20 protein-coding genes and 2 tRNA genes are annotated in these 22,014 nt (G+C 70.5%); 14 read left to right on the forward strand and 8 right to left on the reverse strand.

The annotated features are described in order from the left end of the window. Nucleotides 1–11: 11 nt before the first annotated feature. A complete protein-coding gene (locus ACFYQ5_RS04885) occupies nucleotides 12–572 on the reverse strand; it encodes a PPA1309 family protein (RefSeq protein WP_389193217.1) in 561 nt (186 codons plus the stop codon). Nucleotides 573–708: 136 nt separating this feature from the next. Here ACFYQ5_RS04885 and ACFYQ5_RS04890 point away from each other — a divergent pair, with 136 nt between their 5' ends. From ACFYQ5_RS04890 to ACFYQ5_RS04905, 4 genes are all read left to right on the forward strand, one after another. Then, nucleotides 709–3,642 (forward strand): UPF0182 family protein, encoded by a 2,934-nt coding sequence (locus ACFYQ5_RS04890; protein WP_389194211.1) that lies wholly within the window; start codon nucleotides 709–711, stop codon nucleotides 3,640–3,642. Between the two features lie 42 nt (nucleotides 3,643–3,684). After that, nucleotides 3,685–3,758: transfer RNA gene (locus ACFYQ5_RS04895), tRNA-Met, on the forward strand. A gap of 213 nt (nucleotides 3,759–3,971) precedes the next feature. Further along, nucleotides 3,972–6,023, forward strand: a complete 2,052-nt coding sequence (locus ACFYQ5_RS04900; protein ID WP_389193219.1) for a sel1 repeat family protein — start codon at nucleotides 3,972–3,974, stop codon at nucleotides 6,021–6,023. A 92-nt stretch (nucleotides 6,024–6,115) separates the two neighbouring features. Further along, a tRNA-Met gene (locus ACFYQ5_RS04905) sits at nucleotides 6,116–6,189 on the forward strand. A gap of 134 nt (nucleotides 6,190–6,323) precedes the next feature. Here the strand turns inward: ACFYQ5_RS04905 and ACFYQ5_RS04910 are convergent. Beyond that, nucleotides 6,324–6,743 (reverse strand): Fur family transcriptional regulator, encoded by a 420-nt coding sequence (locus ACFYQ5_RS04910; protein WP_389193222.1) that lies wholly within the window; start codon nucleotides 6,741–6,743, stop codon nucleotides 6,324–6,326. Between the two features lie 177 nt (nucleotides 6,744–6,920). On the opposite strand from ACFYQ5_RS04910, the gene ACFYQ5_RS04915 reads away from it, so the two are divergent. Further along, entirely contained in the window at nucleotides 6,921–8,375 is a 1,455-nt protein-coding gene (locus ACFYQ5_RS04915) for a catalase (RefSeq protein ID WP_389193225.1), read from the forward strand. 99 nt (nucleotides 8,376–8,474) lie between these two features. Here ACFYQ5_RS04915 and ACFYQ5_RS04920 read toward each other — a convergent pair whose 3' ends face one another. The 6 genes from ACFYQ5_RS04920 to ACFYQ5_RS04945 all read right to left on the reverse strand — a co-directional run bounded on the left by ACFYQ5_RS04920 (nucleotide 8,475) and on the right by ACFYQ5_RS04945 (nucleotide 13,648). Continuing rightward, nucleotides 8,475–8,876, reverse strand: coding sequence for a cyclic nucleotide-binding/CBS domain-containing protein (locus tag ACFYQ5_RS04920; RefSeq protein ID WP_389193228.1), 402 nt, complete (start codon nucleotides 8,874–8,876; stop codon nucleotides 8,475–8,477). 153 nt (nucleotides 8,877–9,029) lie between these two features. Further along, nucleotides 9,030–9,830: a histidinol-phosphatase gene (gene hisN / locus ACFYQ5_RS04925; RefSeq protein WP_389193231.1), complete on the reverse strand. Its 801-nt coding sequence runs from the start codon at nucleotides 9,828–9,830 to the stop codon at nucleotides 9,030–9,032. A gap of 173 nt (nucleotides 9,831–10,003) precedes the next feature. Then, nucleotides 10,004–10,327 carry a DMT family transporter gene (locus ACFYQ5_RS04930; protein WP_389193233.1) on the reverse strand — a complete coding sequence of 108 codons (324 nt, stop codon included), beginning with the start codon at nucleotides 10,325–10,327 and terminating at the stop codon, nucleotides 10,004–10,006. Nucleotides 10,328–10,443: 116 nt separating this feature from the next. Then, nucleotides 10,444–11,460 (reverse strand): ribosome small subunit-dependent GTPase A, encoded by a 1,017-nt coding sequence (gene rsgA / locus ACFYQ5_RS04935; RefSeq protein ID WP_389194214.1) that lies wholly within the window; start codon nucleotides 11,458–11,460, stop codon nucleotides 10,444–10,446. Between the two features lie 4 nt (nucleotides 11,461–11,464). Continuing rightward, a complete protein-coding gene (gene aroA / locus ACFYQ5_RS04940) occupies nucleotides 11,465–12,844 on the reverse strand; it encodes a 3-phosphoshikimate 1-carboxyvinyltransferase (RefSeq protein ID WP_389193235.1) in 1,380 nt (459 codons plus the stop codon). A gap of 90 nt (nucleotides 12,845–12,934) precedes the next feature. Beyond that, nucleotides 12,935–13,648: a M50 family metallopeptidase gene (locus ACFYQ5_RS04945; protein WP_389193238.1), complete on the reverse strand. Its 714-nt coding sequence runs from the start codon at nucleotides 13,646–13,648 to the stop codon at nucleotides 12,935–12,937. An 83-nt stretch (nucleotides 13,649–13,731) separates the two neighbouring features. Here ACFYQ5_RS04945 and ACFYQ5_RS04950 point away from each other — a divergent pair, with 83 nt between their 5' ends. The 9 genes from ACFYQ5_RS04950 (at nucleotide 13,732) to ACFYQ5_RS04990 (ending at nucleotide 22,011) form a co-directional block, all read left to right on the forward strand. Further along, entirely contained in the window at nucleotides 13,732–14,547 is an 816-nt protein-coding gene (locus ACFYQ5_RS04950; protein WP_389193241.1) for an SOS response-associated peptidase, read from the forward strand. A gap of 16 nt (nucleotides 14,548–14,563) precedes the next feature. Then, nucleotides 14,564–15,226: an alpha/beta family hydrolase gene (locus tag ACFYQ5_RS04955; protein WP_389193244.1), complete on the forward strand. Its 663-nt coding sequence runs from the start codon at nucleotides 14,564–14,566 to the stop codon at nucleotides 15,224–15,226. A gap of 312 nt (nucleotides 15,227–15,538) precedes the next feature. Continuing rightward, nucleotides 15,539–16,195: a sigma-70 family RNA polymerase sigma factor gene (locus ACFYQ5_RS04960; protein WP_389193247.1), complete on the forward strand. Its 657-nt coding sequence runs from the start codon at nucleotides 15,539–15,541 to the stop codon at nucleotides 16,193–16,195. After that, entirely contained in the window at nucleotides 16,192–16,512 is a 321-nt protein-coding gene (gene rsrA, locus ACFYQ5_RS04965; RefSeq protein WP_389193250.1) for a mycothiol system anti-sigma-R factor, read from the forward strand. Before ACFYQ5_RS04960 ends, rsrA begins: the two co-directional genes overlap by 4 nt. 138 nt (nucleotides 16,513–16,650) lie before the next feature. Then, nucleotides 16,651–18,039, forward strand: a complete 1,389-nt coding sequence (locus ACFYQ5_RS04970; protein ID WP_389193253.1) for an HD-GYP domain-containing protein — start codon at nucleotides 16,651–16,653, stop codon at nucleotides 18,037–18,039. Continuing rightward, nucleotides 18,036–19,283 carry an HD-GYP domain-containing protein gene (locus ACFYQ5_RS04975; protein WP_389193256.1) on the forward strand — a complete coding sequence of 416 codons (1,248 nt, stop codon included), beginning with the start codon at nucleotides 18,036–18,038 and terminating at the stop codon, nucleotides 19,281–19,283. Before ACFYQ5_RS04970 ends, ACFYQ5_RS04975 begins: the two co-directional genes overlap by 4 nt. A 90-nt stretch (nucleotides 19,284–19,373) precedes the next feature. Next, on the forward strand, nucleotides 19,374–20,366 hold the full coding sequence (locus tag ACFYQ5_RS04980; protein WP_389193259.1) for a tetratricopeptide repeat protein: 993 nt from the start codon (nucleotides 19,374–19,376) through the stop codon (nucleotides 20,364–20,366). A 91-nt stretch (nucleotides 20,367–20,457) separates the two neighbouring features. After that, nucleotides 20,458–21,096, forward strand: coding sequence for a peptide deformylase (gene def, locus ACFYQ5_RS04985; RefSeq protein ID WP_389193262.1), 639 nt, complete (start codon nucleotides 20,458–20,460; stop codon nucleotides 21,094–21,096). Nucleotides 21,097–21,273: 177 nt separating this feature from the next. Further along, on the forward strand, nucleotides 21,274–22,011 hold the full coding sequence (locus ACFYQ5_RS04990; protein WP_389193264.1) for a D-Ala-D-Ala carboxypeptidase family metallohydrolase: 738 nt from the start codon (nucleotides 21,274–21,276) through the stop codon (nucleotides 22,009–22,011). Nucleotides 22,012–22,014: the final 3 nt, after the last annotated feature.

Raw genomic sequence — 22,014 nt, forward strand, 5'->3', positions numbered from 1 at the left:
CGCCGGAGGGATCAGGACTCGAAGGTCGCCGCGAGTGCCTCGGCCAGCCCCGGGACAAGTCCCGCACCGGTCAGGACCTCGGTCGGGGAGTCCTTCTCCCGCAGTCGCACGGCGGAGTCCCGCGCCCCGTCCCGCAGCACCGCCACGGTCATGCGCACCTCCTGCCGGTCCGGGTGCTCGGCCACCCACTTGGTCAGCTGGGCATCGGTCAGGCCGTCCGGCACGGACGCCTCCGCGGACGGCGGCAGCATCATCCGCTCCACGGTCATGGCGCAACCGACCACGGCGTCGGGCCAGGCGATCGTGGCGAGGAATTCGTCCAGAGCGGTGCCGGCGGGAAGCTCCTCCTGCTCGACGGGGGTGAGAGTGGCGGTCGTGGAAGCGGTGTCGTCGAGGCCCAGCTGAGCGGCGAGGCCCGGCTCGTGGGCACGCAGCCGGGCGGTGTCGACCAGGGCGAACAGCCTGGCCGGCTGGTCCCAGCCGAGACCTGCGGCATAGGCGTCGATTTCGAGGACGGCGACGGTGAGTGGACTCGCGGCCATCGGAGGGCCTGAGGGGGAAACGTTGGGCATGCTCAATATCCTGCCTCCTTATGCCCCGGGAACGGGAACTAGGTAAAGCCTCAGTAAGTTGCATAGGTGGGCTCTACGATCGCTGGGCCTGCTTCACACGACCGCGAACTTCGAGGTGCGCACGTTGGCTTTCCAGATGCCGGACCGCGGCGGAGGCCCGACCGGGCCACGGATCAGAGTCGGCCGCCCGTCCCGGCGCGTCCGTACCCTGCTCATGACATTGGGTGTCCTGGCGGTTCTCGCCATGGCCTTCGTCATGTTCGCCGGGTTCTGGACGGACTGGCTCTGGTACAGGTCGGTCGCGTTTTCGTCTGTCTTCACCACCACTCTGTGGACCAAGATCGGACTGTTCCTCGTCTTCGGACTGCTGATGGCCGTCGCCATCGGTGTGAACATCTGGCTCGCGCACCGGCTCCGGCCGCCGCTGAGCGCGATGTCGCTGGAGCAGCAGAGCCTGGACCGCTACCGGATGAGCGTCGCCCCGTACAAGAAGTGGGTGCTGCTCGCGGTCACCGCGCTCGTCGGGCTGATCGCAGGCGCCTCCGCGTCGGGCCAGTGGCGTACCTGGCTGATGTACGTCAACGGCGTGGCGTTCGGGCAGAAGGATCCCCAGTTCAAGCTGGACGTCTCCTTCTACGCCTTCGACCTGCCGTGGTACCGCTTCCTGCTCGGATTCGGCTTCGCCGCGGTGGTGCTGTCGCTGATCGCGGCGGCGCTGACCCACTACCTCTACGGCGGGCTGCGGATCACGAGCCCCGGCGCGCGGGCGACGGGTGCGGCCACCGGTCATCTCTCGGTGCTGCTCGGCATCTTCGTCGCGCTGAAGGCCGTGGCGTACTGGCTCGACCGGTACGGCCTGGCCGTGAAGTCCAGTGACTTCAAGGCCACGGACAACTGGACCGGCCTGCGGTACGTCGACGCCAACGCCTATCTGCCGGCGAAGACGATCCTGTTCTGCATCGCCGTGATCTGCGCGCTGCTCTTCTTCGCGACCCTCTGGCGGCGCACCTGGCAGCTGCCGGTGATCGGCTTCGGCCTGATGGTGCTGTCGGCGATCCTGATCGGCGGCCTCTATCCGGCGATCGTGCAGAAGTTCCAGGTCCAGCCCAACGAGCAGGCCAAGGAAGCGCCGTTCATCCGGAAGAACATCGACGCGACACGAGATGCCTACGACATCGACGACGCGAAGGTGGACGACTACTCCGGCAAGAGCACGACCACGGACGACGCCAAGCTCCGGGCCGGCGCGGACGCGGCTGCCAGCTACCGGGTGATGGACCCCAACGTCGTTTCCCCGGCCTTCCAGCAGCTCCAGCAGAAGAGGAACTACTACCAGTTCCCCAAGACGCTGGACGTCGACCGCTACAAGGGCGAGGACGGCAAGGAGCAGGACACCGTCATCGGCCTGCGCGAGCTGAACCTCGACGGGCTCCCCAAGCGGAACTGGATCAACGACCACTTCACCTACACCCACGGCTACGGCGCCATCGCGGCCCGGGGCACCACGACGGGCACCAACCCGACGGGCTCCCCGGACTTCACCGAGTCGGGCCTGCCGACCTCCGGCGAGCTGCCGAAGCACGAGCAGCGGATCTACTACGGCGAGAAGACCGAGCAGTACTCCATCGTCGGAGGGCCCCAGAAGGAGCTCGACTACGAGGAGGACGGCGAGAAGACCACCAGCTACAAGGGCGACAGCGGGGTCAGTCTCTCCAACGCCTTCAATCGCGCTGCCTACGCCGTGTCGTTCAGCGAGCCGCAGATACTGTATTCGGGAGCCATCGGCGACGGTTCACGGATTCTGTACAACCGCACCCCCAAGGAACGGGTCGAGGCGGTGGCGCCCTGGCTCACGATCGACGGTGACGCCTATCCGGCGGTCGTGGACGGGCGGATCCAGTGGGTCGTCGACGCCTACACCACGACCAACGGCTATCCGTACGCCTCGCGTACGACGCTCGGTGACACCACGGCCGACTCGCTGACCACCAACCAGCGCGCGGTCGTCGCCCAGCAGAACCAGGTCAACTACATCCGCAACTCGGTGAAGGCCACTGTCGACGCGTACGACGGCAAGGTGAAGCTCTACGAGTGGGACACCAAGGACCCGGTGCTCAAGACGTGGCGCAAGGCTTTCCCCGGGACGGTGAAGGCCAAGGACGACATCCCGCAGGAGCTGATGGAGCACCTGCGCTACCCGCAGGACCTGTTCAAGGTCCAGCGTGAGCTGCTCACGCGGTACCACGTGCAGGATCCCGCGCAGTTCTACAGCGGCAGTGACGCCTGGCAGGTGCCGGACGACCCCACGAACAAGGAGCCCGGGGCCGTTCCGCCGTACTACCTGAGCATGAAGATGCCGGGCCAGGACGAGCAGAAGTTCTCGCTCACCACGACGTTCACACCGAAGGGACGGCCCGACCTGGGGGCGTTCATGGCGGTGGACGCGGACGCGGCCAGCGAGGACTACGGCACGATCAGACTGCTGAGAGTCACCACCACCGTGAAGGGCCCAGGCCAGGTACAGAGTGAGCTCAACGGCAACGACGACGTCGCCGAGTTCGTGAGAAACCTCAAGGGCACCGACTCGGACATCGAGTACGGCAATCTGCTGACCGTGCCGCTCGACGGAGGCTTCCTCTACATCGAACCGGTCTACACGCGCGGTGGCACGCAGAACTATCCGCTGCTGCGCAAGGTGGCCGCCTCGTACGGGTCGAAGATCGTCTTCGAGAACAGTCTCGGGGAGGCGCTCAACGCGGTCTTCGGGGTCGAGGGCGATACGACCACGCCGCCGACGGAGCCGACCGAGCCACCGGGCGACACCACAGAGCCCCCGGCCACCGGGGAAGCGGCTCTGAAGAAGGCCATCGCGGACGCCCAGAAGGCGTACACGGCGGGTGAGGCGGCTCTCAAGGAGCAGGACTGGGAGGCCTACGGCAAGGCCCAGTCGGACCTTCAGGACGCTCTCGAGAGGGCCGCGGCGGCACAGCCCGAGGGAGCCGGCGGAGCCTCGGGTACCGAAGGTGCCGAGGGTGCCACGAAGCCGGAGGGCGACGACCAGGGCAGCTGAGAAAGGTCCACCCCGCGTCGTGGTACTGTTTGAACACAACGACGCGGGGTGGAGCAGCTCGGTAGCTCGCTGGGCTCATAACCCAGAGGTCGCAGGTTCAAATCCTGTCCCCGCTACTGAAAGGTGAAGGCCCGGATCCTTTGGGATCCGGGCCTTCGTCATGCCGTGAGGCGTTTTCTCAAGTTGTCGGAGTGAAGTGCGGTTCGCAGGGCATGAGTTGGGCTCGATCGTGTTTCACTTGTCTCTCTGTGGGCATGTCGACAAAACGCTGAAGTGACCTCACTGGTCGCGGTTTTACCAGGTGTACGCGGGTTGCGGGTGGTGCGACGATGGTATTTATGGGGGACAGGGCAACTCTGTTGGAGACAGGGCGGTTTGTGCAGCGACGCGGCCGGACGACGGAAAACGTGGCAGATATGGCATTCGCCGCTGCCCTGGCCGGGACCGCTGCCATCGCCGACGGCGCTCGCGAGGCCGCCGTCTTCGCTGTGGATGTCGTTGACACGGCCGACGCCGCCGAGAGCTCCGACACCGGCGCGGACGACGTCGGGAGCACGGACACCACGGAGACCCCGGACCACGCCGACGAGACCGAGGCGCGGCACCGGCGTGCCGCGGAAGCCGGTGACCCGGTGTCGATGAGCGTCCTCGGCGCTCTCCTGCTGCGCCGCGGCGACCTGGACGGCGCCGAGGCCCACCTGCGCGCGGCTACGGCCGAGGGGGACCGGGCCGCGGCCAACAACCTCGGGGTGCTCCTCCATCAGAGGGGGTACGCGGACGAGGCGGCCGGGTGGTGGCGCATCGCCGCCGTGGCAGGGTCCGCCGCCGCCGCGCACGCCCTCGGGCGCCACTTCCGTGAGCGCGGGGACGAGCCGGGCGCCGAGTACTGGCTGCGGCAGTCCGCGGAGCAGGGGCACGCGCTGGGCGCGTACGCACTGGCCGATCTGCTGGAGCACCGCGGTGACGGCGGTGCCGCGCGCTGGCTGCGCGCCGCCGCGGAGCAGGGACACCGGGAGGCCGCGTACCGCTTGGCGCGGACGATCGAGCGCAACGCCGTGGGCGACGCGCACGACGCCTTCGGCCTGGGGCGCGTCGTGGGCGAAGGCCGACGAGGGCTGGACCCCGGTATGCCGGCGAGGCGGGACAGCCCCGTCGCGGGGCCCGATGCCGGACGGATGGGCGAGGCCGAGCAGTGGTACCGCCAGGCCGCAGCGCGCGGGCACCGTCGTGCCGCCCTGCATCTCGGAGCCATCCTCGAGCAGCGCGGCGAGCTGAAGGAGGCCGGCCGCTGGTATCTCACCGCCGCCAAGGAAGGCGAGCCCCGGGCGGCCTGCGCCCTCGGTTTCCTGCTGCGCGACGCGGGGGACGAGGAGAGCGCGGCCGTGTGGTGGCTGCGGGCCGCCCAGGACGGTGACGGTAATGCCGCCAACGCGCTGGGCGCCCTGCACGCGGCCAGGGGTGAGCAGCAGACCGCCGAACGCTGGTACCGCGCCGCCATGGACGCCGGTGACGTCAACGGCGCGTACAACCTCGGTCTGCTCTGCGCCGCCCAGGAGCGGATCGCTCAGGCCGAGCAGTGGTACCGCCGGGCCGCTTACGCCGGGCACCGTGAAGCGGCGAACGCCCTGGCCGTTCTCCTGCTCCAGGCGGGGGACGCGACCGGCGCCGAGCCCTGGTTCTCCAAGGCCGCGGAGGCGGGCAGCGTGGACGCCGCGTTCAATCTCGGCATCCTGCACGCCGGACGGGACGAGGACCGCACGGCGCTCGGCTGGTACCAGCGGGCAGCGGCGGCCGGGCACACCGATGCCGCGCTCCAGGTCGGTATGGCTCTGCTGCGGGACGGCGACGAGCGGGAGGCCGAGCGCCACCTGCGCTGCGCCGCGGGCGGCGGCAGCGCCGAGGCCGCCTTCCGCCTGGCCGGCGTCCTCGACCTGCGTCAGCCGGCGCCCGGACCTCCCGCGCTGGGAGAGGCGATGCCGGAGAAGACCGAGTGCGAGGAGTGGTACGAGAGGGCGGCCGGGCAGGGCCACCGCCGTGCCCAGGTCAGGGCCGGAATGCTCGCGGCCGCACGCGGCGACATGGCGAGCGCGGCGCGCTGGTACCGAGAGGCCGCCGAGTCGGGCAGCCGCAACGGCGCATTCAACCTCGGCCTGCTGCTCGCCCGCGAGGGCAGTGAGCGCGAAGCGGCCCTGTGGTGGAGCCGCGCCGCCAACGACGGGCACGGCCGGGCCGCTCTGCGCCTCGCGCTGCTCGCCGCCCGCCGCGGTGAGCTCACCGAGGGGCAGCGCTGGTGCGCCCGCGCGGTCGAGCTGGGGCCGGCGGAGGTGGCCGAGCGTGCCGCACGGCTGCTGGAGGCGCTGCACCAGGAGCTCACCGCGTGACCGCGCACTGGTCGGCTCAGGGCTGGGCACGGGTGGCCGGGGAATGAGTTTGCGCTGGTCGGCAGGGTCCCGTAGAGTTGCAATCACAACGACGCGGGGTGGAGCAGCTCGGTAGCTCGCTGGGCTCATAACCCAGAGGTCGCAGGTTCAAATCCTGTCCCCGCTACTGAAAGACAGAGGCCCGGATCCTTGCAAGGATCCGGGCCTCTGTCGTATGCCGACGTGTGCCGACTGTCGTACGCCGGTTACCGAGGGGCCGTCCGCGTCAGACGTGCGGGCGGCCCGGTGCGTGGCGCATCCTCAGGCCGTGGCGGCGCAGTTCGGGCAGATCCCGCGGTAGGTCACCTCGACGTCGGAGACGGTGAAACCGAAGCGCTCGTCGTCCGGCAGGTCCGCCAGCGGGTTGCCGGACGGGTGCACGTCCCGGATCGCACCGCAGCGCCCGCACACCAGGTGCTGGTGGGGGCGGTGGGCGTTCGGGTCGTACCTCTTCGCCCGGCGGTCGGTGGAGACCTCGATGACCTCCCCGAGGGAGACCATCTCGCCCAGTGTGTTGTAGACGGTGGCCCGCGAGATCTCGGGCAGCCGGTCGACGGCCCTCGCGTGGACCTCGTCCGCCGTCAGATGCACGTGGTCCCCTTCGAGAACCTCGGCCACCACGCGCCGCTGTGCCGTCATGCGCCAGCCGCGTCCACGGAGTCGTTCCAGGAGGTCACTCATGGGCCCCAGCCTAACAGTGGGAAGGTCGAGTTCCGAGTAGGTGTGACTTTAGATGACTGTTTGACTTGGACAAAGTCCATTGTAGGATCGGTGACGTATTGGCCAAGGACAGGCTGCGGCCGAGAACAGGCTGCACAGGGAACGACGCTGTGCAGGACACCGACGCAGGAGGCGCGCGTGACTCAGGGACCGCTCACCACGGAGGCCGGCGCTCCGGTAGCCGACAATCAGAACAGTGAGACCGCCGGCCCGGGTGGACCGGTTCTCGTTCAGGACCAGGCGCTTCTCGAGAAGCTCGCCCACTTCAACCGCGAGCGCATCCCGGAGCGCGTCGTGCACGCCCGCGGTGCCGGTGCCTACGGCACCTTCACGCTGACCCGCGACGTCTCGCAGTGGACCAGGGCCGCGTTCCTCTCGGAGGTCGGCAAGCAGACGGAGACCTTCCTGCGCTTCTCCACCGTTGCGGGCAACCTCGGCTCCGCCGACGCGGCCCGGGACCCCCGTGGCTGGGCGCTGAAGTTCTACACCGAAGAGGGCAACTACGACCTGGTCGGCAACAACACCCCGGTCTTCTTCATCAGGGACGCCATCAAGTTCCCCGACTTCATCCACACCCAGAAGCGCGACCCGTACACCGGCTCGCAGGAGGCGGACAACGTCTGGGACTTCTGGGGTCTGTCGCCCGAGTCCACGCACCAGGTGACCTGGCTCTTCGGTGACCGGGGCATTCCCGCCTCGTACCGTCACATGGACGGCTTCGGCTCGCACACGTTCCAGTGGAACAACGAGGCCGGTGAGGTCTTCTGGGTCAAGTACCACTTCAAGACCGACCAGGGCATCGAGAACCTCACCGCCGAGGAGGCCGTGCGCCTCTCCGGTGTGGACCCGGACAGCCACCAGCGCGACCTGCGTGAGTCCATCGAGCGGGGAGAGTTCCCGAGCTGGACCGTGCAGGTCCAGATCATGCCGGCGGCCGATGCGGCGACCTACCGCTTCAACCCGTTCGACCTCACCAAGGTGTGGCCGCACGCGGACTACCCGCCGATCGAGATCGGCAAGCTGGAGCTCAACCGCAACCCGGAGAACGTCTTCGCCGAGGTAGAGCAGTCGATCTTCAGTCCGGCGCACTTCGTGCCCGGCATCGGCCCGTCCCCCGACAAGATGCTGCAGGGGCGCCTCTTCGCGTACGGCGACGCCCACCGCTACCGCGTCGGCGTCAACGCCGACCACCTGCCGGTGAACCGCCCGCACGCCACCGAGGCGCGCACCAACAGCCGTGACGGCTACCTGTACGACGGCCGTCACAAGGGTGCGAAGAACTACGAGCCGAACAGCTTCGGCGGCCCGGCCCAGACGGACCGGCCGCTCTGGCAGCCCCTCCCGGTCACGGGCGGCACGGGTAACCACGAGACGCCGGTCCACTCCGAGGACAACGACTTCGTGCAGGCCGGCAACCTCTACCGGCTGATGTCCGAGGACGAGAAGGCCCGGCTGATCGACAACCTCTCCGGGTTCATCTCCAAGGTCTCGCGCGACGACATCGCCGAGCGCGCGATCAACAACTTCCGTCAGGCCGACGGAGACTTCGGCAAGCGGCTGGAGGTCGCGGTCCAGGCCCTGCGCGGCCAGTAGCCCTTGCCGTCGGTGGTGGGCCGGATTCCCCGGGAGGTTCTCCGGGGGTCCGGCCCGCTGTCGTTCGCGGTCGGGACCCGCCGGGGCCTGGAGCGCCGGTCAGAGGGCCATTTCGGCGCGGGACCGCCGGGCGGGCGCCCAGCACCTGATGATGTCGCGCACCGAGACGATGCCGACGGGGCCGTCGCCGTCCAGCACGATCAGATGCCGGAAGCCGCCGTGCGTCATGGCTTCCGCGGCCTCATCGAGGGTCCAGCCGGGAGAGGCGAAGACCACGTCGGTGGTGGTGTGGGTGGACGCGGTCTCGACGTCGGGGCTCAGTCCGGCGCCGACCGCGTCGAGGATGTCGCGCTCGGTGGTGATGCCGAGACCACAGGTGTCCGGGTCGTGGACGACAGCCGCTCCGATACGGCGGGCCGACATCAGCCGGGCCGCCTGCCGGAGCGTGTGGGCCGGGCCGATGGTGAGGACCAGGGTGCTCATGGCGTCACGGACAAGCATGTAAGGAGCCACCTCCTTCGAGAAGTGCCGTGCGAAGCGGCCTTCGTGAGGCACTTCACAAGTTCACAAGTGGGGGACTCTCGGAGTCGCACCCGGAAGGGGACTCAACAAGGGGGCGGGCGCCCGCCTTCGGCGTACCTCTGCCCCGGGTGGCTAGTAGCGCTGGTTGAGGTAGCCGAGCAGTTCGTGGTGCAGCAGTCCGTTGGACGCCGCCGCGTTGCCGCCGCCCGGGCCGGAGACCCCGTCCAGGCTGGTGAACTGCCCGCCCGCCTCCTGGACGATGATCGCGTTCGCCGCCATGTCCCAGAGGGAGAGCTCCGGCTCCGCGCAGATGTCCACCGAACCCTCGGCGACCATCATGTACGGCCAGAAGTCCCCGTACCCACGCGTGCGCCAGACCGCCCGCGTCAGATCCATGAAGCCGTCGAGCCGGCCCTGCTCCTCCCAGCCGGTCATCGAGGCGTACGCGAACGACGCGTCCGCGATCCGCTCGACCTTCGACACGTGCAGCCGCGTCGCGGACGTCAGGCTGCGGCCGGAGAAGGCGCCGGCGCCCTTCGCGGCCCACCAGCGGCGGTTCAGGGCGGGGGCCGACACCACGCCGACCACCGGCTGGAAGCCGTTCTCGCCCGCCTCCATCAAGGAGATCAGCGTCGCCCAGACGGGGACACCGCGGACGTAGTTCTTGGTGCCGTCGATCGGGTCGACGACCCAGCGCCGGGGGCCGGTGCCCTCGATCCCGTACTCCTCGCCCAGGATCGCGTCGCGTGGTCGCGCCCGGTGAAGATGCCCGCGGATCAGCTCCTCCGCGTGTTTGTCGGCCTCGCTCACCGGCGTCATGTCCGGCTTGGTCTCGACCTTGAGGTCCAGAGCCTTGAACCGGTCCATCGTCGCCGCGTCGGCGGCGTCCGCCAGTACGTGGGCCAGGCGCAGATCATCGTGGTAGTCGGGCATGCCGTCACAGTATCCACCGCCACCCGGCCGGGCTACACGGCCCCGTGCGGGGGCGGGCCGTTCCCGGGCCGTGCCGGCGGTGCGCGGACCTTGACAGTTCCCTGCGAGATCGCGCTCCGGCTCGCCCTCTCGTACACGCTGGTGCCGGCGGACTCCGTGACGGGCCCCGTCGCTCAGTGCGCCGAACCGGACAGCTGCAGACCGATCACACCGATGATCACCAGCGAGATGGACACCAGCTTGAGCGTGGAGACGACGTCGTCGAGGAAGATCATCCCGTAGATCGCCGTTCCCGCCGCTCCGATGCCCGTCCACACCGCGTACGCCGGGCCGACGTCGAGCTTCTTGAGTGCCATCGTGAGCAGACCGAAACTGCCGAGGGCGAACGCACAGAAGGCGATCGTCGGCCAGAGGCGGGTGAATCCGTGCGAAAGCTTCAGACACACGGCGAAGCCGGTCTCCAGCAGTCCAGCGACCACGACCAGCAACCACGCCATCGTCCGGTGCCTCCCACGTAGGTGACGCTTCGTCTCGCTTGCGCGATTATGCCCTTACCAGCCATGGGGGCACGCAAACGTGCGCGAGTCGGGCAGTCCGGCGTCCGGCGCCCTCCTCAGTCCCCCTCGCGCCGCTCCCGGGTCGCGAGCAGCCTCCGCAGCGAATCGAGCCGCGCCGGATCGGCGTGCCCTTCGGTGACCCACGCGTCCAGGGCGCACTCCGGCTCCTGGCCGTCATGGGTACAGCCACGCGGGCAGTTCTCCGTGCCCGGCTGAAGATCGGGGAAGGCGTTGATGACCCGGGAGGGGTCGACGTGGTGCAGTCCGAACGACCGCACACCCGGGGTGTCGACCACCCAGCCGAGGCCGTCCGGCAGTGGCAGGGCGAGCGCCGAGGTGGTGGTGTGCCGGCCGCGTCCCGTGACGGCGTTGACCACCCCGGTGGTCCGCCGTCGGTCCTTGGGCACCAGGGCGTTGACCAGCGTCGTCTTGCCGACCCCGGAATGTCCGACGAAGGCGGTCACCCGGTCGTTCAGCAGCTCTCGCACCTGGTCGGCGGCGTCGCCGTTCTCCAGCTCCTCGCGGCTGGTGACGACGTAGGGGACGCCCAGCGGGGTGTACGCCTCCAGGAGCTTGTCCGCCGACGCCAGATCGGACTTGGTCAGCACCAGGAGGGGGGTGAGCCCGCCGTCGTACGCCGCGACCAGGCAGCGGTCGATCATGCGCGGGCGGGGTTCGGGATCGGCGAGCGCGGTGACGATGGCCAGTTGGTCGGCGTTGGCGACGACCACCCGCTCGAACGGATCGTCGTCGTCCGCCGTGCGGCGGAGCACCGAGGTACGCGCGCCGATCCGCACGATGCGCGCCAGGGTGTCCTTGGCGCCGGAGAGGTCACCCACCAGGGAGACCCGGTCGCCCACCACGGCGGCCTTGCGGCCCAGTTCGCGGGCCTTCATGGCCATCACCGTACGGTCGTCGACCAGGCAGGTCAGCCTGCCCCGGTCGACGGTCAGGACCATGCCGTCCTGGGCGTCCTCGTGCTTGGGACGTGTGTGGGTACGGGGCCGGTTGCCCTTGGGGTTGGGGCGGACGCGGATGTCGTCCTCGTCGGGGTTCTTCCCGTAGCGGCGCATGTCCTCAGACCCCACGCCTTCCCGGTGCGGCACCGAGTGACCCGGGGGTGACGCCGACGGCGCCGGAGGGTTCCCCGAGCATGCCGGTCCACATGTCCGGGAAGTCCGGCAGGGTCTTGGCCGTCGTGCCGACGTTCTCGATCTCCACCCCCGCCACGGCGAGGCCGATGATCGCGCCCGCGGTCGCCATCCGGTGGTCGTCGTACGTGTGGAAGGTGCCGCCGTGCAGCGGGCGCGGATTGATCCGCAGGCCGTCGGCGGTCTCCGTGACGTCACCGCCGAGAGCGTTGATCTCCTTGGTGAGTGCCGCCAGCCGGTCCGTCTCGTGCAGCCGCAGGTGGGCGACTCCGCTCAGGGTGGACGGGGAGTCCGCGAGCGCGGCGAGGGCCGCGATGCCCGGCGTCAGCTCACCGACCTCGCCCAGGTCGACGTCGACGCCGTGGATCGTGCCCGATCCCGTGAACGTGAGGCCTCGCTCGGTCAGCTCGCACGTGCCACCCATTGCGGTGAAGATCTCGCGCAGCGCGTCACCCGGCTGGGTGGTCCGCAGGGGCCAGTCGGGGACGGTGACCCGGCCGCCGGTCACCAGTGCGGCGGCCAGGAACGGCTGGGCGTTGGAGAGGTCGGGCTCGACCGTCAGGTCGCGGCCGAGCAGCGCGGAGGGGGAGACCCGCCAGACATCGGGCTCACCGCCCGTCTCCGGCTCGTCGACCTGGGCGCCGACCGAGCGCAGCATGTCGACGGTCATCCGGATGTGGGGCATGGAAGGCAGGGTCGAGCCGGTGTGCCGCACCTCCACGCCCTGGTTGAAACGGGGTGCGGACAACAGGAGCGCGGAGACGAACTGGGAGGACGAGGAGGCGTCGATGGACACCGGGCCGCCGTCCAGCGCCCCCGCGCCGTGCACGGTCAGCGGCAGCGTCCCCCGGCCGTCGTCGTCGATCCGGGCTCCGAGGGACTTCAGCGCGCCGATCACGCCGTGCAGGGGCCGTTCGTAGGACCGCGGGTCCCCGTCGAAGTGGACGGGGCCGTCCGCCAGGCAGGCCACGGGCGGCAGGAAACGCATCACCGTGCCCGCGTTGCCCACGTCCACCTGGGCGGGGCCGTGCAGACCTGCGGGGATGACCCGCCAGGCCTCGCCCGAGCCGTCCGGGCCCACGCCCTCCTCGATGCCGACGCCCATCGCGCGGAGAGCCTGGGCCATCAGGAGGGTGTCGCGGGAGCGCAGCGGGCGGCGCAGCCAGCCGGGCTCGGAGGACAGGGAGGCGAGGACGAGGGCGCGATTGGTGACCGACTTCGATCCGGGCACGGTGACGGTCGCGTCGACGGCCCCGGTCGCTAGGGGGGCGGGCCAGAGGGCGGGGTGCGCGGAACTATCGGTCATGCCCCTCACTTTAGTGGCTCAGCGCAAACCCAGATCCTCAACAAAAAGGCTGAAACCGGGACGTAACGCAAGGGTGGTACGGGCGGGCTCTCACAGTCCGAGCAGCCAGCGTCCGCCGCCGATCAGCGAGCAGAGCGACACCGCGTGGAAGAGGAAGAGCCACATCGCGGCCGGGGCGTGCGTCAGCCGGGCGAGCTGGTCGGCGTCGGAGTCGGACGCACCGCCGTACCTGCGCTTGGACTGCAGCTCGAACGCCGGACGTACGCCGCCGAGCAGCAGGAACCAGACCACGGTGTACGCGAACGCCGACTGGACGTCCGCCGAGGTCAGCCAGGACACCAGCAGGAAGGTCGTACCCGTGAGGATGACCGTCAGCGCCCCGTACAGATTGCGGATCATCACCAGCATCACCGCCAGGAGCGCGGTCGCCAGCCACAGGAGCAGGGTGATCCGGCCGTTGGTCAGCAGCCAGGCGCCGCCCAGGCCGAGCAGCGGTGGAGCCGTGTAGCCGGCCGCAGCGGTGAGGATCATGCCGATGCCGGTCGGCTTGCCGCGGCTGACGGTGAGGCCGCTGGTGTCCGAGTGCAGCCGGATGCCGGAGAGCTGCCGCCCGGTGAGCAGGGCGATCAGTCCGTGACCGCCCTCGTGCGCGATGGTGATCGCGTTGCGGGAGAGCCGCCATATGAGGTTCGGCACCACGGCGACGAGCGCCGCCGTGGCCGTGACGACCACCAGCCACTGCTCGGGAGCGGGCTGGGTGCCGAAGACGCGATCCCACAGATCGCCCAGTTCGGTGCTGTCCATGGCGCGTGCGGCTCCTTGACGTGCTCGAGGTGCTTGAGGGATCGGGGTCCACTCGACTGGCGGGTCGTGGCAGTCTGGCACTTATGTGCGGACGGTATGCGGCGAGTCGGCGGCCAGAGGATCTGACCGGGCTCTTCGGCGTGGAGAAGTGGGAACCCACGGAGACCTTGGAGCCCGACTGGAACGTCGCGCCGACCAAGGAGGTCTACGCGGTTCTGGACCGTCCTGTGAAGGACGCAGACGACCGGCGTCCGGTTCGCCAGCTGCGCGCCCTGAAGTGGGGACTCGTGCCGTCGTGGTCGAAGTCGCCGGAGGGCGGCGCCCGCATGATCAACGCGCGCGCCGAGACCGTCCACGAGAAGCCGTCCTTCCGCCGGCCCTTCGTGTCGAGGCGCTGCATCCTGCCCGCCGACGGCTACTACGAGTGGGTCACCGGGGCCGACGAGCGGCAGCTGGAGGAGAAGGGGAAGAAGAAGCGGCCCCGGAAGCAGCCGTACTTCGTGACCCCCGCGGACGGTTCCGTCTTCGCGATGGCCGGTCTGTACGAGTTCTGGCGTGACCGGACGCTGCCCGACGACCATCCGCAGGCCTGGTGGGTGACCTGTTCGGTGATCACCACCGAGGCGGAGACGGCCCCGCTCGCGGTGGCGCCGGCGGAGGGGCCCGCCTCGCTGTCCGACATCCACCCCCGGATGCCGCTGATGCTGACCCCGGACCGGTGGGACGCCTGGCTCGACCCTGCGCGCACCGACGTCGACGAGCTGAAGGCGCTGCTGGAGCCGCCGCCGGGCGGACTGATGCGGGCCTATCCGGTGGCGACCGCCGTCAGCAACGTCCGCAACAACGGCCCGGAACTCCTGGACGAGCTGGCCGCGCCGGAGGTGAGCACGCTCTTCTGACCCGGCACCCGGCAGGATGGGCGGTGTGAGCCGTACTGCAGCGACCCCGCGGAAGACCGAGAACGTCGGCACGGATGCCGGGGAGGCCAGGATCACCTGGATCCCCGCGAAGAAGGCCCGTCTGGTGCTTGCCGTCAGCCATGGAGCGGGCGGCGGCATCGAGGCCCGTGACCTCCAGGCCCTGGCCGGCGTGCTGCCTGGCCACCGGGTGACCGTGGCCCTGGTGGAGCAGCCGTGGCGGGTGGCCGGAAAGAGGCTGGCGCCCGCGCCCCGGACCCTGGACACCGGCTGGCGTGGCCTGTGGCCTGCGCTGACGGCCCCAGGGCTCCCCGTCGTCGCCGGGGGACGCAGTGCGGGGGCCCGCGTGGCCTGCCGTACGGCGGCAGAGCTCGGCGCCCGCGCGGTTCTCGCGCTGAGCTTCCCGCTGCACCCGCCGGGTAAGCCGGAGAAGTCCCGCGCGGACGAGCTGCTCGGCGCGGGCGTCCCGACCCTCGTGGTGCAGGGCGGCCGCGATCCGTTCGGGCGGCCGGAGGAGTTTCCTCCGGGGGAACACGGGCTCGTCGCGGTGCCGTACGCGGATCACGGCTTCGCCGTACCGAAGAAGGCGCCGCTGACCCAGGATCAGTCGATGGACCTCCTCACCGAGGCGGTGGCCGGTTGGCTGGACGGGCTCTCCTGACCGCCGGCCACGAGGTGGCCCTCACACTCCCGGCACCCGCTCAAGCCCCGGGAATGCGCCATGCGGGGCGGCTGTTGTGGCTGGTGTCGGTACAACAACGTCGTACGTGGAGAGGGAGTCCGTCGCATGGGTTCGACCATCTGCCCGAGCCGCTCGAACGCCGCTGAACTGGAGTGGACGGTCCTTCACGCGGCCACGCGCACTCCGGCGCGCGCCCCGGGCGGATCCGATCGGCAGCCCGCGCAGAAGGAAGGTCGACTATTCTCCGATGCGAGCGGGTCCGGTTTCGGTTCCGCCACATCGTTGGAGGAGGTGGGTCCGGTCACTGGGACCGACACAGGGACCGACGACGGCCGTGCGCAGGAGACGACTGCCGAGCGGAACGCGCGCTTCGAGCGGGACGCCCTCGGATATCTGGACCAGATGTACTCGGCCGCGCTGCGCATGACGCGCAACCCCGCGGATGCCGAGGACCTGGTGCAGGAGACGTATGCCAAGGCGTACGGCTCCTTCCACCAGTTCCGTGAGGGCACGAACCTCAAGGCGTGGATGTACCGCATTCTTACCAACACCTTCATCAACTCGTACCGCAAGAAGCAGCGGGAACCCCAGCGGAGTGCCGCCGAGGAGATCGAGGACTGGCAGCTGGCGCGTGCGGAGTCGCACATGTCGACCGGTCTGCGCTCGGCGGAGTCCCAGGCGCTCGACCACCTGCCGGACTCCGATGTGAAGTCCGCGCTGCAGTCGATCCCCGAAGAGTTCCGCATCGCCGTGTACCTCGCCGATGTAGAGGGCTTTGCCTACAAGGAGATCGCGGACATCATGGGGACACCCATCGGTACGGTGATGTCCCGGCTGCACCGGGGACGCCGTCAGCTGCGCGGCATGCTGGAGGACTACGCGCGTGAGCGCGGGCTCGTCCCGGCCGGAGCCGGTGAGTCGGACGACAGGAAAGGCTCGGGCTCATGAGCTGCGGAGAGCCGCACGAGACGGACTGCTCAGAGGTTCTCGATCATCTCTATGAGTTTCTCGACCATGAGATGCCCGAGGGCGACTGCACCAAATTCGAGGTGCATTTCGAGGAGTGCTCCCCGTGCCTGGAGAAGTACGGCCTGGAGCAGGCCGTGAAGAAGCTGGTCAAGCGCTGCTGCGGGCAGGACGACGTCCCCGCCGACCTGCGCTCGAAGGTGATGGGACGGATCGACCTGATCCGTTCGGGCCAGGCCGTGCCCGAGCAGGACGTGGCCATGGGTGGCGCCGAGCGTCCGGCCGCCGCCGCCGAGTGACAGCGGTCCGCCGGCACGCCGATTGCTGAACCCCGGTCGTGTCACCCGAACGTGCTAATCCGGCCCGTTCGAAGCCTGACCGACGCCCAACTCGCTAGCCTGGCGCCTCCATCGACCAGGCTGGGGCGGGCGGTACAGGTGAGGGGCACACCGGGGGCGGCACGCGTCCATATCCTGTGCACGGCGGTCTGCGCCGCGCTCTGCGCCCTGCCCGCGCTGTCTCCGGGGGCGGGCACGCCCTGGGGGACGCTCGGCCTCCTCGCGGCGCTCTACCTGGCCTGTGAACTCCCCGGCCGCTGCCGCGTCGTCGGTGGCTCAGTGCCGGTCGGCGCCGGATCGTTCTTCCCTTTGCTGCTCGCCGGGGCGTTCCTTCTGCCGCCGTCCGCCGCCGTGCTCGTCGCCGTGCCCGGCGCGCTCGCCGGCCGGGTGGAGCGGCCGCCCGCCACGGCCCGCCGTGTCTGGAGGGCCGCCCAGCTCGCCCTGAGCGTGGGGGCGGCCTCATGGACGTACGCGTTCCTCGGCGGCCCCGCCACGCTCGGCGGGGCCTCGGGGGGCGCCGCGCCCGATCTTCCGTACGCCCTCCTCCCCGCCTGCGCGACAGCGCTCGTCTTCAGCCTCGTGCTGGCCGCGCTGGACGGCGGCATCCTCGTCACGGCGGAACGCGTGGCCGTCAGGCACGCCTGGTGCGGGCTGCCGGCCCGCTCCGTGGGGCCCCACCTGGTGCACGCGCTCGCGGGACTGATGATGGCCGTCCTGTGGCGCAGCCCCTACGGGCCGCTGTCCGCGCTGGTCGTCCTGCTGCCGATGTACATCTCCTGCTGGGTCTTCGCGCAGTACCACCGCCAGCACGCCGCCCACCGCGCCACCATCAGGGCGCTCGTGCAGGCGGTCGACATCAAGGACGGGTACACCCGGGGACACAGCGAGCGGGTGGGCCGCGCCTCCGAGCTGATCGCCCGTGAACTCGGCATGGAGGAGAGCCGGATGGAGGCTCTCCGTTTCGCCGGAATCCTGCACGACGTCGGCAAGCTCGGCGTCCCGACCCGGGTCCTGCGCAAGGACGGTCCGCTCACCCCGGAGGAACGCCGCGTCATCGAGCTGCATCCGGAGTACGGCCACGAGATCGTCCGGGGCATCGGCTTCCTGGACGAGGCGCGCGCCGCGATCCTGCACCATCACGAGCGGCTCGACGGCAGCGGCTATCCGTACGGCCTCGCCGGTGACAGCATCCCCGAGTTCGCCCGGGTCGTCGCGGTCGCGGACGCCTTCGACGCGATGACCTCGACGCGCTCCTACCGGCGCGGGCGGCCCGTACCCGCTGCTGTGGAGGAACTGGAGCGCTGCGCCGGAAGCCAGTTCGACCCCCGGATGGTGCGCGCGCTGGCGCACGCCCTGGACCGCCACGGCTGGTCCGCCGCGGCCAACACGGTCACCTCGGACGAGGAGCCGCCCGGGCTGCCGCACCAGCGGGCGGGGGCGCGGGGGCGCGCCACCGGTTCCCCGGGCCGGCCGGGGCATCCGCGATGACCCCGGTCCACCCGTCGCCGGCCGTTCTATCGGTCCGCGGCGCCGCGCTGGTCCTCGCGGTCGTCGCGCTCGGGCACACCCTGTGGCACGGCGTCGTCGAGCCCGGCCACGCCCTCGCCTTCGGAGTCCTGGTGACCGTCGGTGAGCTGGCCCGCTGGGGCGCACTGCCCGGGGAGCGGGAGCCCGCGCCGCTGGGGGCGGCCGGGGCACTCGCGTACGCACTGCTCGGGCGCAGCGGCGGACAGGAGACCGCGCACGGGGTCCTCCAAGTGGTCACCGTCGTCGCCGCCGCACAGCTGCTCGCCTCCGTGCCCCACATGGCGCGCGGCAGCGGTCCCGGGCCCGACCAGGCCGCCCGGCGCGTGCTGGCGGTGGCGTTCGCCGCCGTGTGCTTCCAGCCCCTCCACCATTCGGGCAGGTCGGAACGCTGGTTCGGCGCGGGCCCGGACTTCGCCCTCTTCCTGATCGTGCTGCTGATCCTCACCGCCCTCTGCGACGCCGTCCTCGCGGCCCTCACGGCGGGGACGCCCCGTCCGTACGGGCCGCAGCTCCGCGACGAACTCCGCGCGCTCAGCGGCATCGGCTCGGCGGTCTGCGCGACCGGTGCCGTGATGGCGCTCGGGGTCGCCGTCGCGGGGCTGTGGGCCCTGCCCGTGCTGTGCGTACCGCTGCTGCTCACCCAGGTGTCGTTCCGCCGGTACGTGGCCGTCCGCACGACGTACCGGCAGACGATCGCCTCGCTGGCCCGGTCCACGGAGATCGCGGGCTACACCCCGCACGGTCACGCCCGCAGGGTGGCCGAACTCTCGACGGCTGTCGGGAGGGAGCTGGGGCTCGCAGGCCCGGAGCTGACCGTGCTGGAGTACGCGGCGCTGATGCACGACATCGGCCAGCTCTCGCTCGTCGATCCGGTGGCCGCCGGCGCGACCGCCGTCCTCCCTGCCGCGGAGCAGCGCCGGATCGCCCTGCTCGGAGGGGCGGTGGTCCGTCAGACAGGGGTGGACGCCGCGGTGGCCGTGGTGGTGGAGCAGCAGGCCGATCCGTACCAGGAACAGCAGACCGCCGCCAGGATCGTCCGTGCGGTCAACGCGTACGACGACCTGTGCGGGGAAGGCGTCAAGGGGCCCCTGGGTGCCCTGGAGCAGCTGAGGCTCGGCACCGGCCGCGACTACCAGCCGCAGGTGGTGGAAGCGCTGGCCAGAGTTCTGGCGCGGGGCGGTCTGACCCCGGTCGGGGCTGGGTAACCCATGGGTAATGAGCGAGCGTCCGGCCGGGCATGGTTGGATGCGAAGGAGAGCGGTAAAGAGGGTGTCCAGTCGGGACAGGCGGGAATCGTGAGGATCTTCGGGAAGGTACGGCATCGGCCGTCCGCCTCTTGGCGGCAGGCCACGGACCGCGCGTTCACGCTGATCGGCGACGGCCGGTACGAGGACGCGGGGGCGCTGCTGACGCGCGCGGCGGACCTGGAGCCCTGGCTCTCCGAGTCCTGGTTCAATCTCGCGCTGCTGCACAAGTTCCGGCACGACTGGGAACAGGCGAGGGCCGCCGGCCTGCGCGCCGTCGCCCTGCTCGACCGCGGCTCCGGGGCCCCGGACTGGTGGAACGTCGGAATCGCTGCCACCGCCCTGCAGGACTGGCCACTGGCGCGCCGGGCCTGGCAGGCCTACGGGCTGAGGGCGCCGGGCAGCGGCCCGCACGACGCCGCGGCCAACAGCGAGCCCACGGGCATGGAGCTGGGCAGCGCGGCCGTGCGGCTCTCGCCCGAGGGCGAGGCCGAGGTCGTCTGGGGCCGCAGGCTCGACCCGGCACGGATGGAAGTGCTGTCGATCCCGCTGCCGTCCTCGGGGCGGCGCTGGGGCGAGGTCGTCCTGCACGACGGAGTGCCGAACGGCGAGCGGGTCACGGCGGCCGGGCCGTCGTACCCGGTCTTCGACGAGATCGAGCTGTGGGCGCCGTCTCCCGTCCCCACCTGGGTGGTGCTCCTGGAAGCCGCCACCGAGGCCGACCGGGACGCGCTGGAGCAGCTGGCCTCCGACGCCGGATTCGCCGCCGAGGACTGGTCGTCGTCCGTGCGGCTGCTCTGTCGCGCGTGCTCGGAGAGCCGCATGGAGAGCGACGAGGGCCATGGCGAGCACCTGGACCCGCACGACCACAGCGAGCCCGGTCACCCCGGGCCCCTGGGCCACCGCACCTCCGGTGACCTGTGGGTGCCGGAGCGTGAGTGCGGGATAGCGGCCCCCGCCGGGCTGGTGCGCGGGCTGCTGGACGGCTGGGTGGCGGACAGCCCGGACAGCCGCGAGTGGCGGGATCTCGAGGAAGTCTGCTGAGCGGTGCCCGCAGGTGCCCGTAGGCTGTACGGGCACCGATTCCGGTGCGGTGGTCACGGGTTTCAGGTTTGCAGGAAGGCGTACGGCGGACATGTCGCAGCAGGAGACGGACGAGCAGACCGGTGTGGACGACGAGGGATTCCTCGTGGACACCGAGGACTGCGAGGCGCGCGAGGCGGCGCACCGGGAGCGCGGCACCTCCCGCCCGATCACGGTGGTCGGCAACCCGGTCCTGCACAAGGAGTGCAGAGACGTCACGGAGTTCGACGACGAGCTGGCGCAGCTGATCGACGACATGTTCGCCAGCCAGCGGACGGCGGAGGGCGTCGGCCTGGCCGCCAACCAGATCGGTGTGGACCGCAAGGTCTTCGTCTACGACTGCCCGGACGACGACGGGGTGCGGCACGTCGGCGCGATCTGCAACCCGGTGCTGGAGGATCTCGCGCCGGACCGGCGCAACCTCGACGACTCCAACGAAGGCTGCCTCTCCGTGCCCACGGCGTACGCGGCGCTCGCCCGCCCCGACTACGCGGTCGTGCGTGGCCAGGACGCCCAGGGCAACGCGGTGAAGGTGCGGGGCAGCGGTTACTTCGCGCGCTGCCTCCAGCACGAGACGGACCACCTGTACGGCTACCTGTACATCGACCGGCTCTCCAAGCGGGACCGCAAGGACGCGCTGAAGCAGATGGCGGAGGGTACGCCGCGCTACGAGGTCGTCCCGAACGACTGACCTCGGTACGGAGAGGGGCCTCGCCACGTGCGGGGCCCCTCTCCTGTGCCCGCCGGTGCGGGAGAGGGGAGAGCTTCGTCAACCAGCGTTCTCCGGGGCGCAGTTGACGCGCGTCGACCCGTCCGCCAGGCTCGTCCCCACACTTAATCTCTCCACTCGAGGCGCAGGGAGATCCCCATGCTCAGACGTACCGCACATCTGCTGCTCGGCCTTGTCATGACCATGGCTTTCGCCATCGGCGGTGCCGTCGTCACCGCCGGCACCGCGCAGGCCGACGGCTGTTACACCTGGACCCGCACCCTGTCGCCGGGCGCCACCGGCAACGACGTCACCCAGCTCCAGATCCGGGTGGCCGGCTATCCGGGATACAACTCCGTGCTGGCCGTCGACGGCTCGTACGGCCCCGCCACCACCGCCGCCGTCAAGCGCTTCCAGTCCGCGTACGGCCTCGCCGCGGACGGGATCGCCGGACCGGCCACGCAGTCCAAGCTCTACGCGCTCCAGGACGACGACTGCACGCCCGTCAACTTCACCTACGCCGAGCTCAACACGTGCAACAGCACCTGGGCGGGCGGAGCGGTCGCCGCGGGCACGGCCAAGGCCAACGCCCTGAGCAGCATGTGGAAGCTGCAGGCCCTGCGGCACGCACTGGGCGACCAGCCCCTCCGGGTCACCAGCGGCTTCCGGTCCACCTCCTGCAACGCGGCGGTCGGCGGAGCCACGAACAGCCGCCATCTCTACGGTGACGCCGTCGACCTCGGCGCCGGACCGCACTCCCTGTGCGCCATCGCCCAGCAGGCCCGCAACCACGGGTTCAACGGGATCCTCGGCCCGGGCTACGCCGGGCACAGCGACCACATCCATGTGAACCAGGGACCCAACCACTTCTGGTCGGCCTCCGGCTGCGGCATCTGACGG

The sequence above is a fragment of the Streptomyces sp. NPDC005794 genome (assembly GCF_042871445.1).
Classification (GTDB): Bacteria; Actinomycetota; Actinomycetes; order Streptomycetales; family Streptomycetaceae; genus Streptomyces.

Coding starts and splice junctions, on each gene's coding strand:
- ACFYQ5_RS04950 (WP_389193241.1), top strand. CDS start 13,732: ATGTGCGGACGGTATGCGGCGAGTCGGCGGCCAGAGGATCTGACCGGG.
- rsgA (WP_389194214.1), bottom strand. CDS start 11,460: ATGCGCCGCTACGGGAAGAACCCCGACGAGGACGACATCCGCGTCCGC.
- ACFYQ5_RS04890 (WP_389194211.1), top strand. CDS start 709: ATGCCGGACCGCGGCGGAGGCCCGACCGGGCCACGGATCAGAGTCGGC.
- ACFYQ5_RS04910 (WP_389193222.1), bottom strand. CDS start 6,743: ATGAGTGACCTCCTGGAACGACTCCGTGGACGCGGCTGGCGCATGACG.
- ACFYQ5_RS04900 (WP_389193219.1), top strand. CDS start 3,972: ATGGTATTTATGGGGGACAGGGCAACTCTGTTGGAGACAGGGCGGTTT.
- hisN (WP_389193231.1), bottom strand. CDS start 9,830: ATGCCCGACTACCACGATGATCTGCGCCTGGCCCACGTACTGGCGGAC.
- ACFYQ5_RS04945 (WP_389193238.1), bottom strand. CDS start 13,648: ATGGACAGCACCGAACTGGGCGATCTGTGGGATCGCGTCTTCGGCACC.
- ACFYQ5_RS04885 (WP_389193217.1), bottom strand. CDS start 572: ATGCCCAACGTTTCCCCCTCAGGCCCTCCGATGGCCGCGAGTCCACTC.
- ACFYQ5_RS04920 (WP_389193228.1), bottom strand. CDS start 8,876: ATGCTTGTCCGTGACGCCATGAGCACCCTGGTCCTCACCATCGGCCCG.
- rsrA (WP_389193250.1), top strand. CDS start 16,192: ATGAGCTGCGGAGAGCCGCACGAGACGGACTGCTCAGAGGTTCTCGAT.
- ACFYQ5_RS04955 (WP_389193244.1), top strand. CDS start 14,564: ATGGGCGGTGTGAGCCGTACTGCAGCGACCCCGCGGAAGACCGAGAAC.
- ACFYQ5_RS04930 (WP_389193233.1), bottom strand. CDS start 10,327: ATGGCGTGGTTGCTGGTCGTGGTCGCTGGACTGCTGGAGACCGGCTTC.
- ACFYQ5_RS04975 (WP_389193256.1), top strand. CDS start 18,036: ATGACCCCGGTCCACCCGTCGCCGGCCGTTCTATCGGTCCGCGGCGCC.
- def (WP_389193262.1), top strand. CDS start 20,458: ATGTCGCAGCAGGAGACGGACGAGCAGACCGGTGTGGACGACGAGGGA.
- aroA (WP_389193235.1), bottom strand. CDS start 12,844: ATGACCGATAGTTCCGCGCACCCCGCCCTCTGGCCCGCCCCCCTAGCG.
- ACFYQ5_RS04990 (WP_389193264.1), top strand. CDS start 21,274: ATGCTCAGACGTACCGCACATCTGCTGCTCGGCCTTGTCATGACCATG.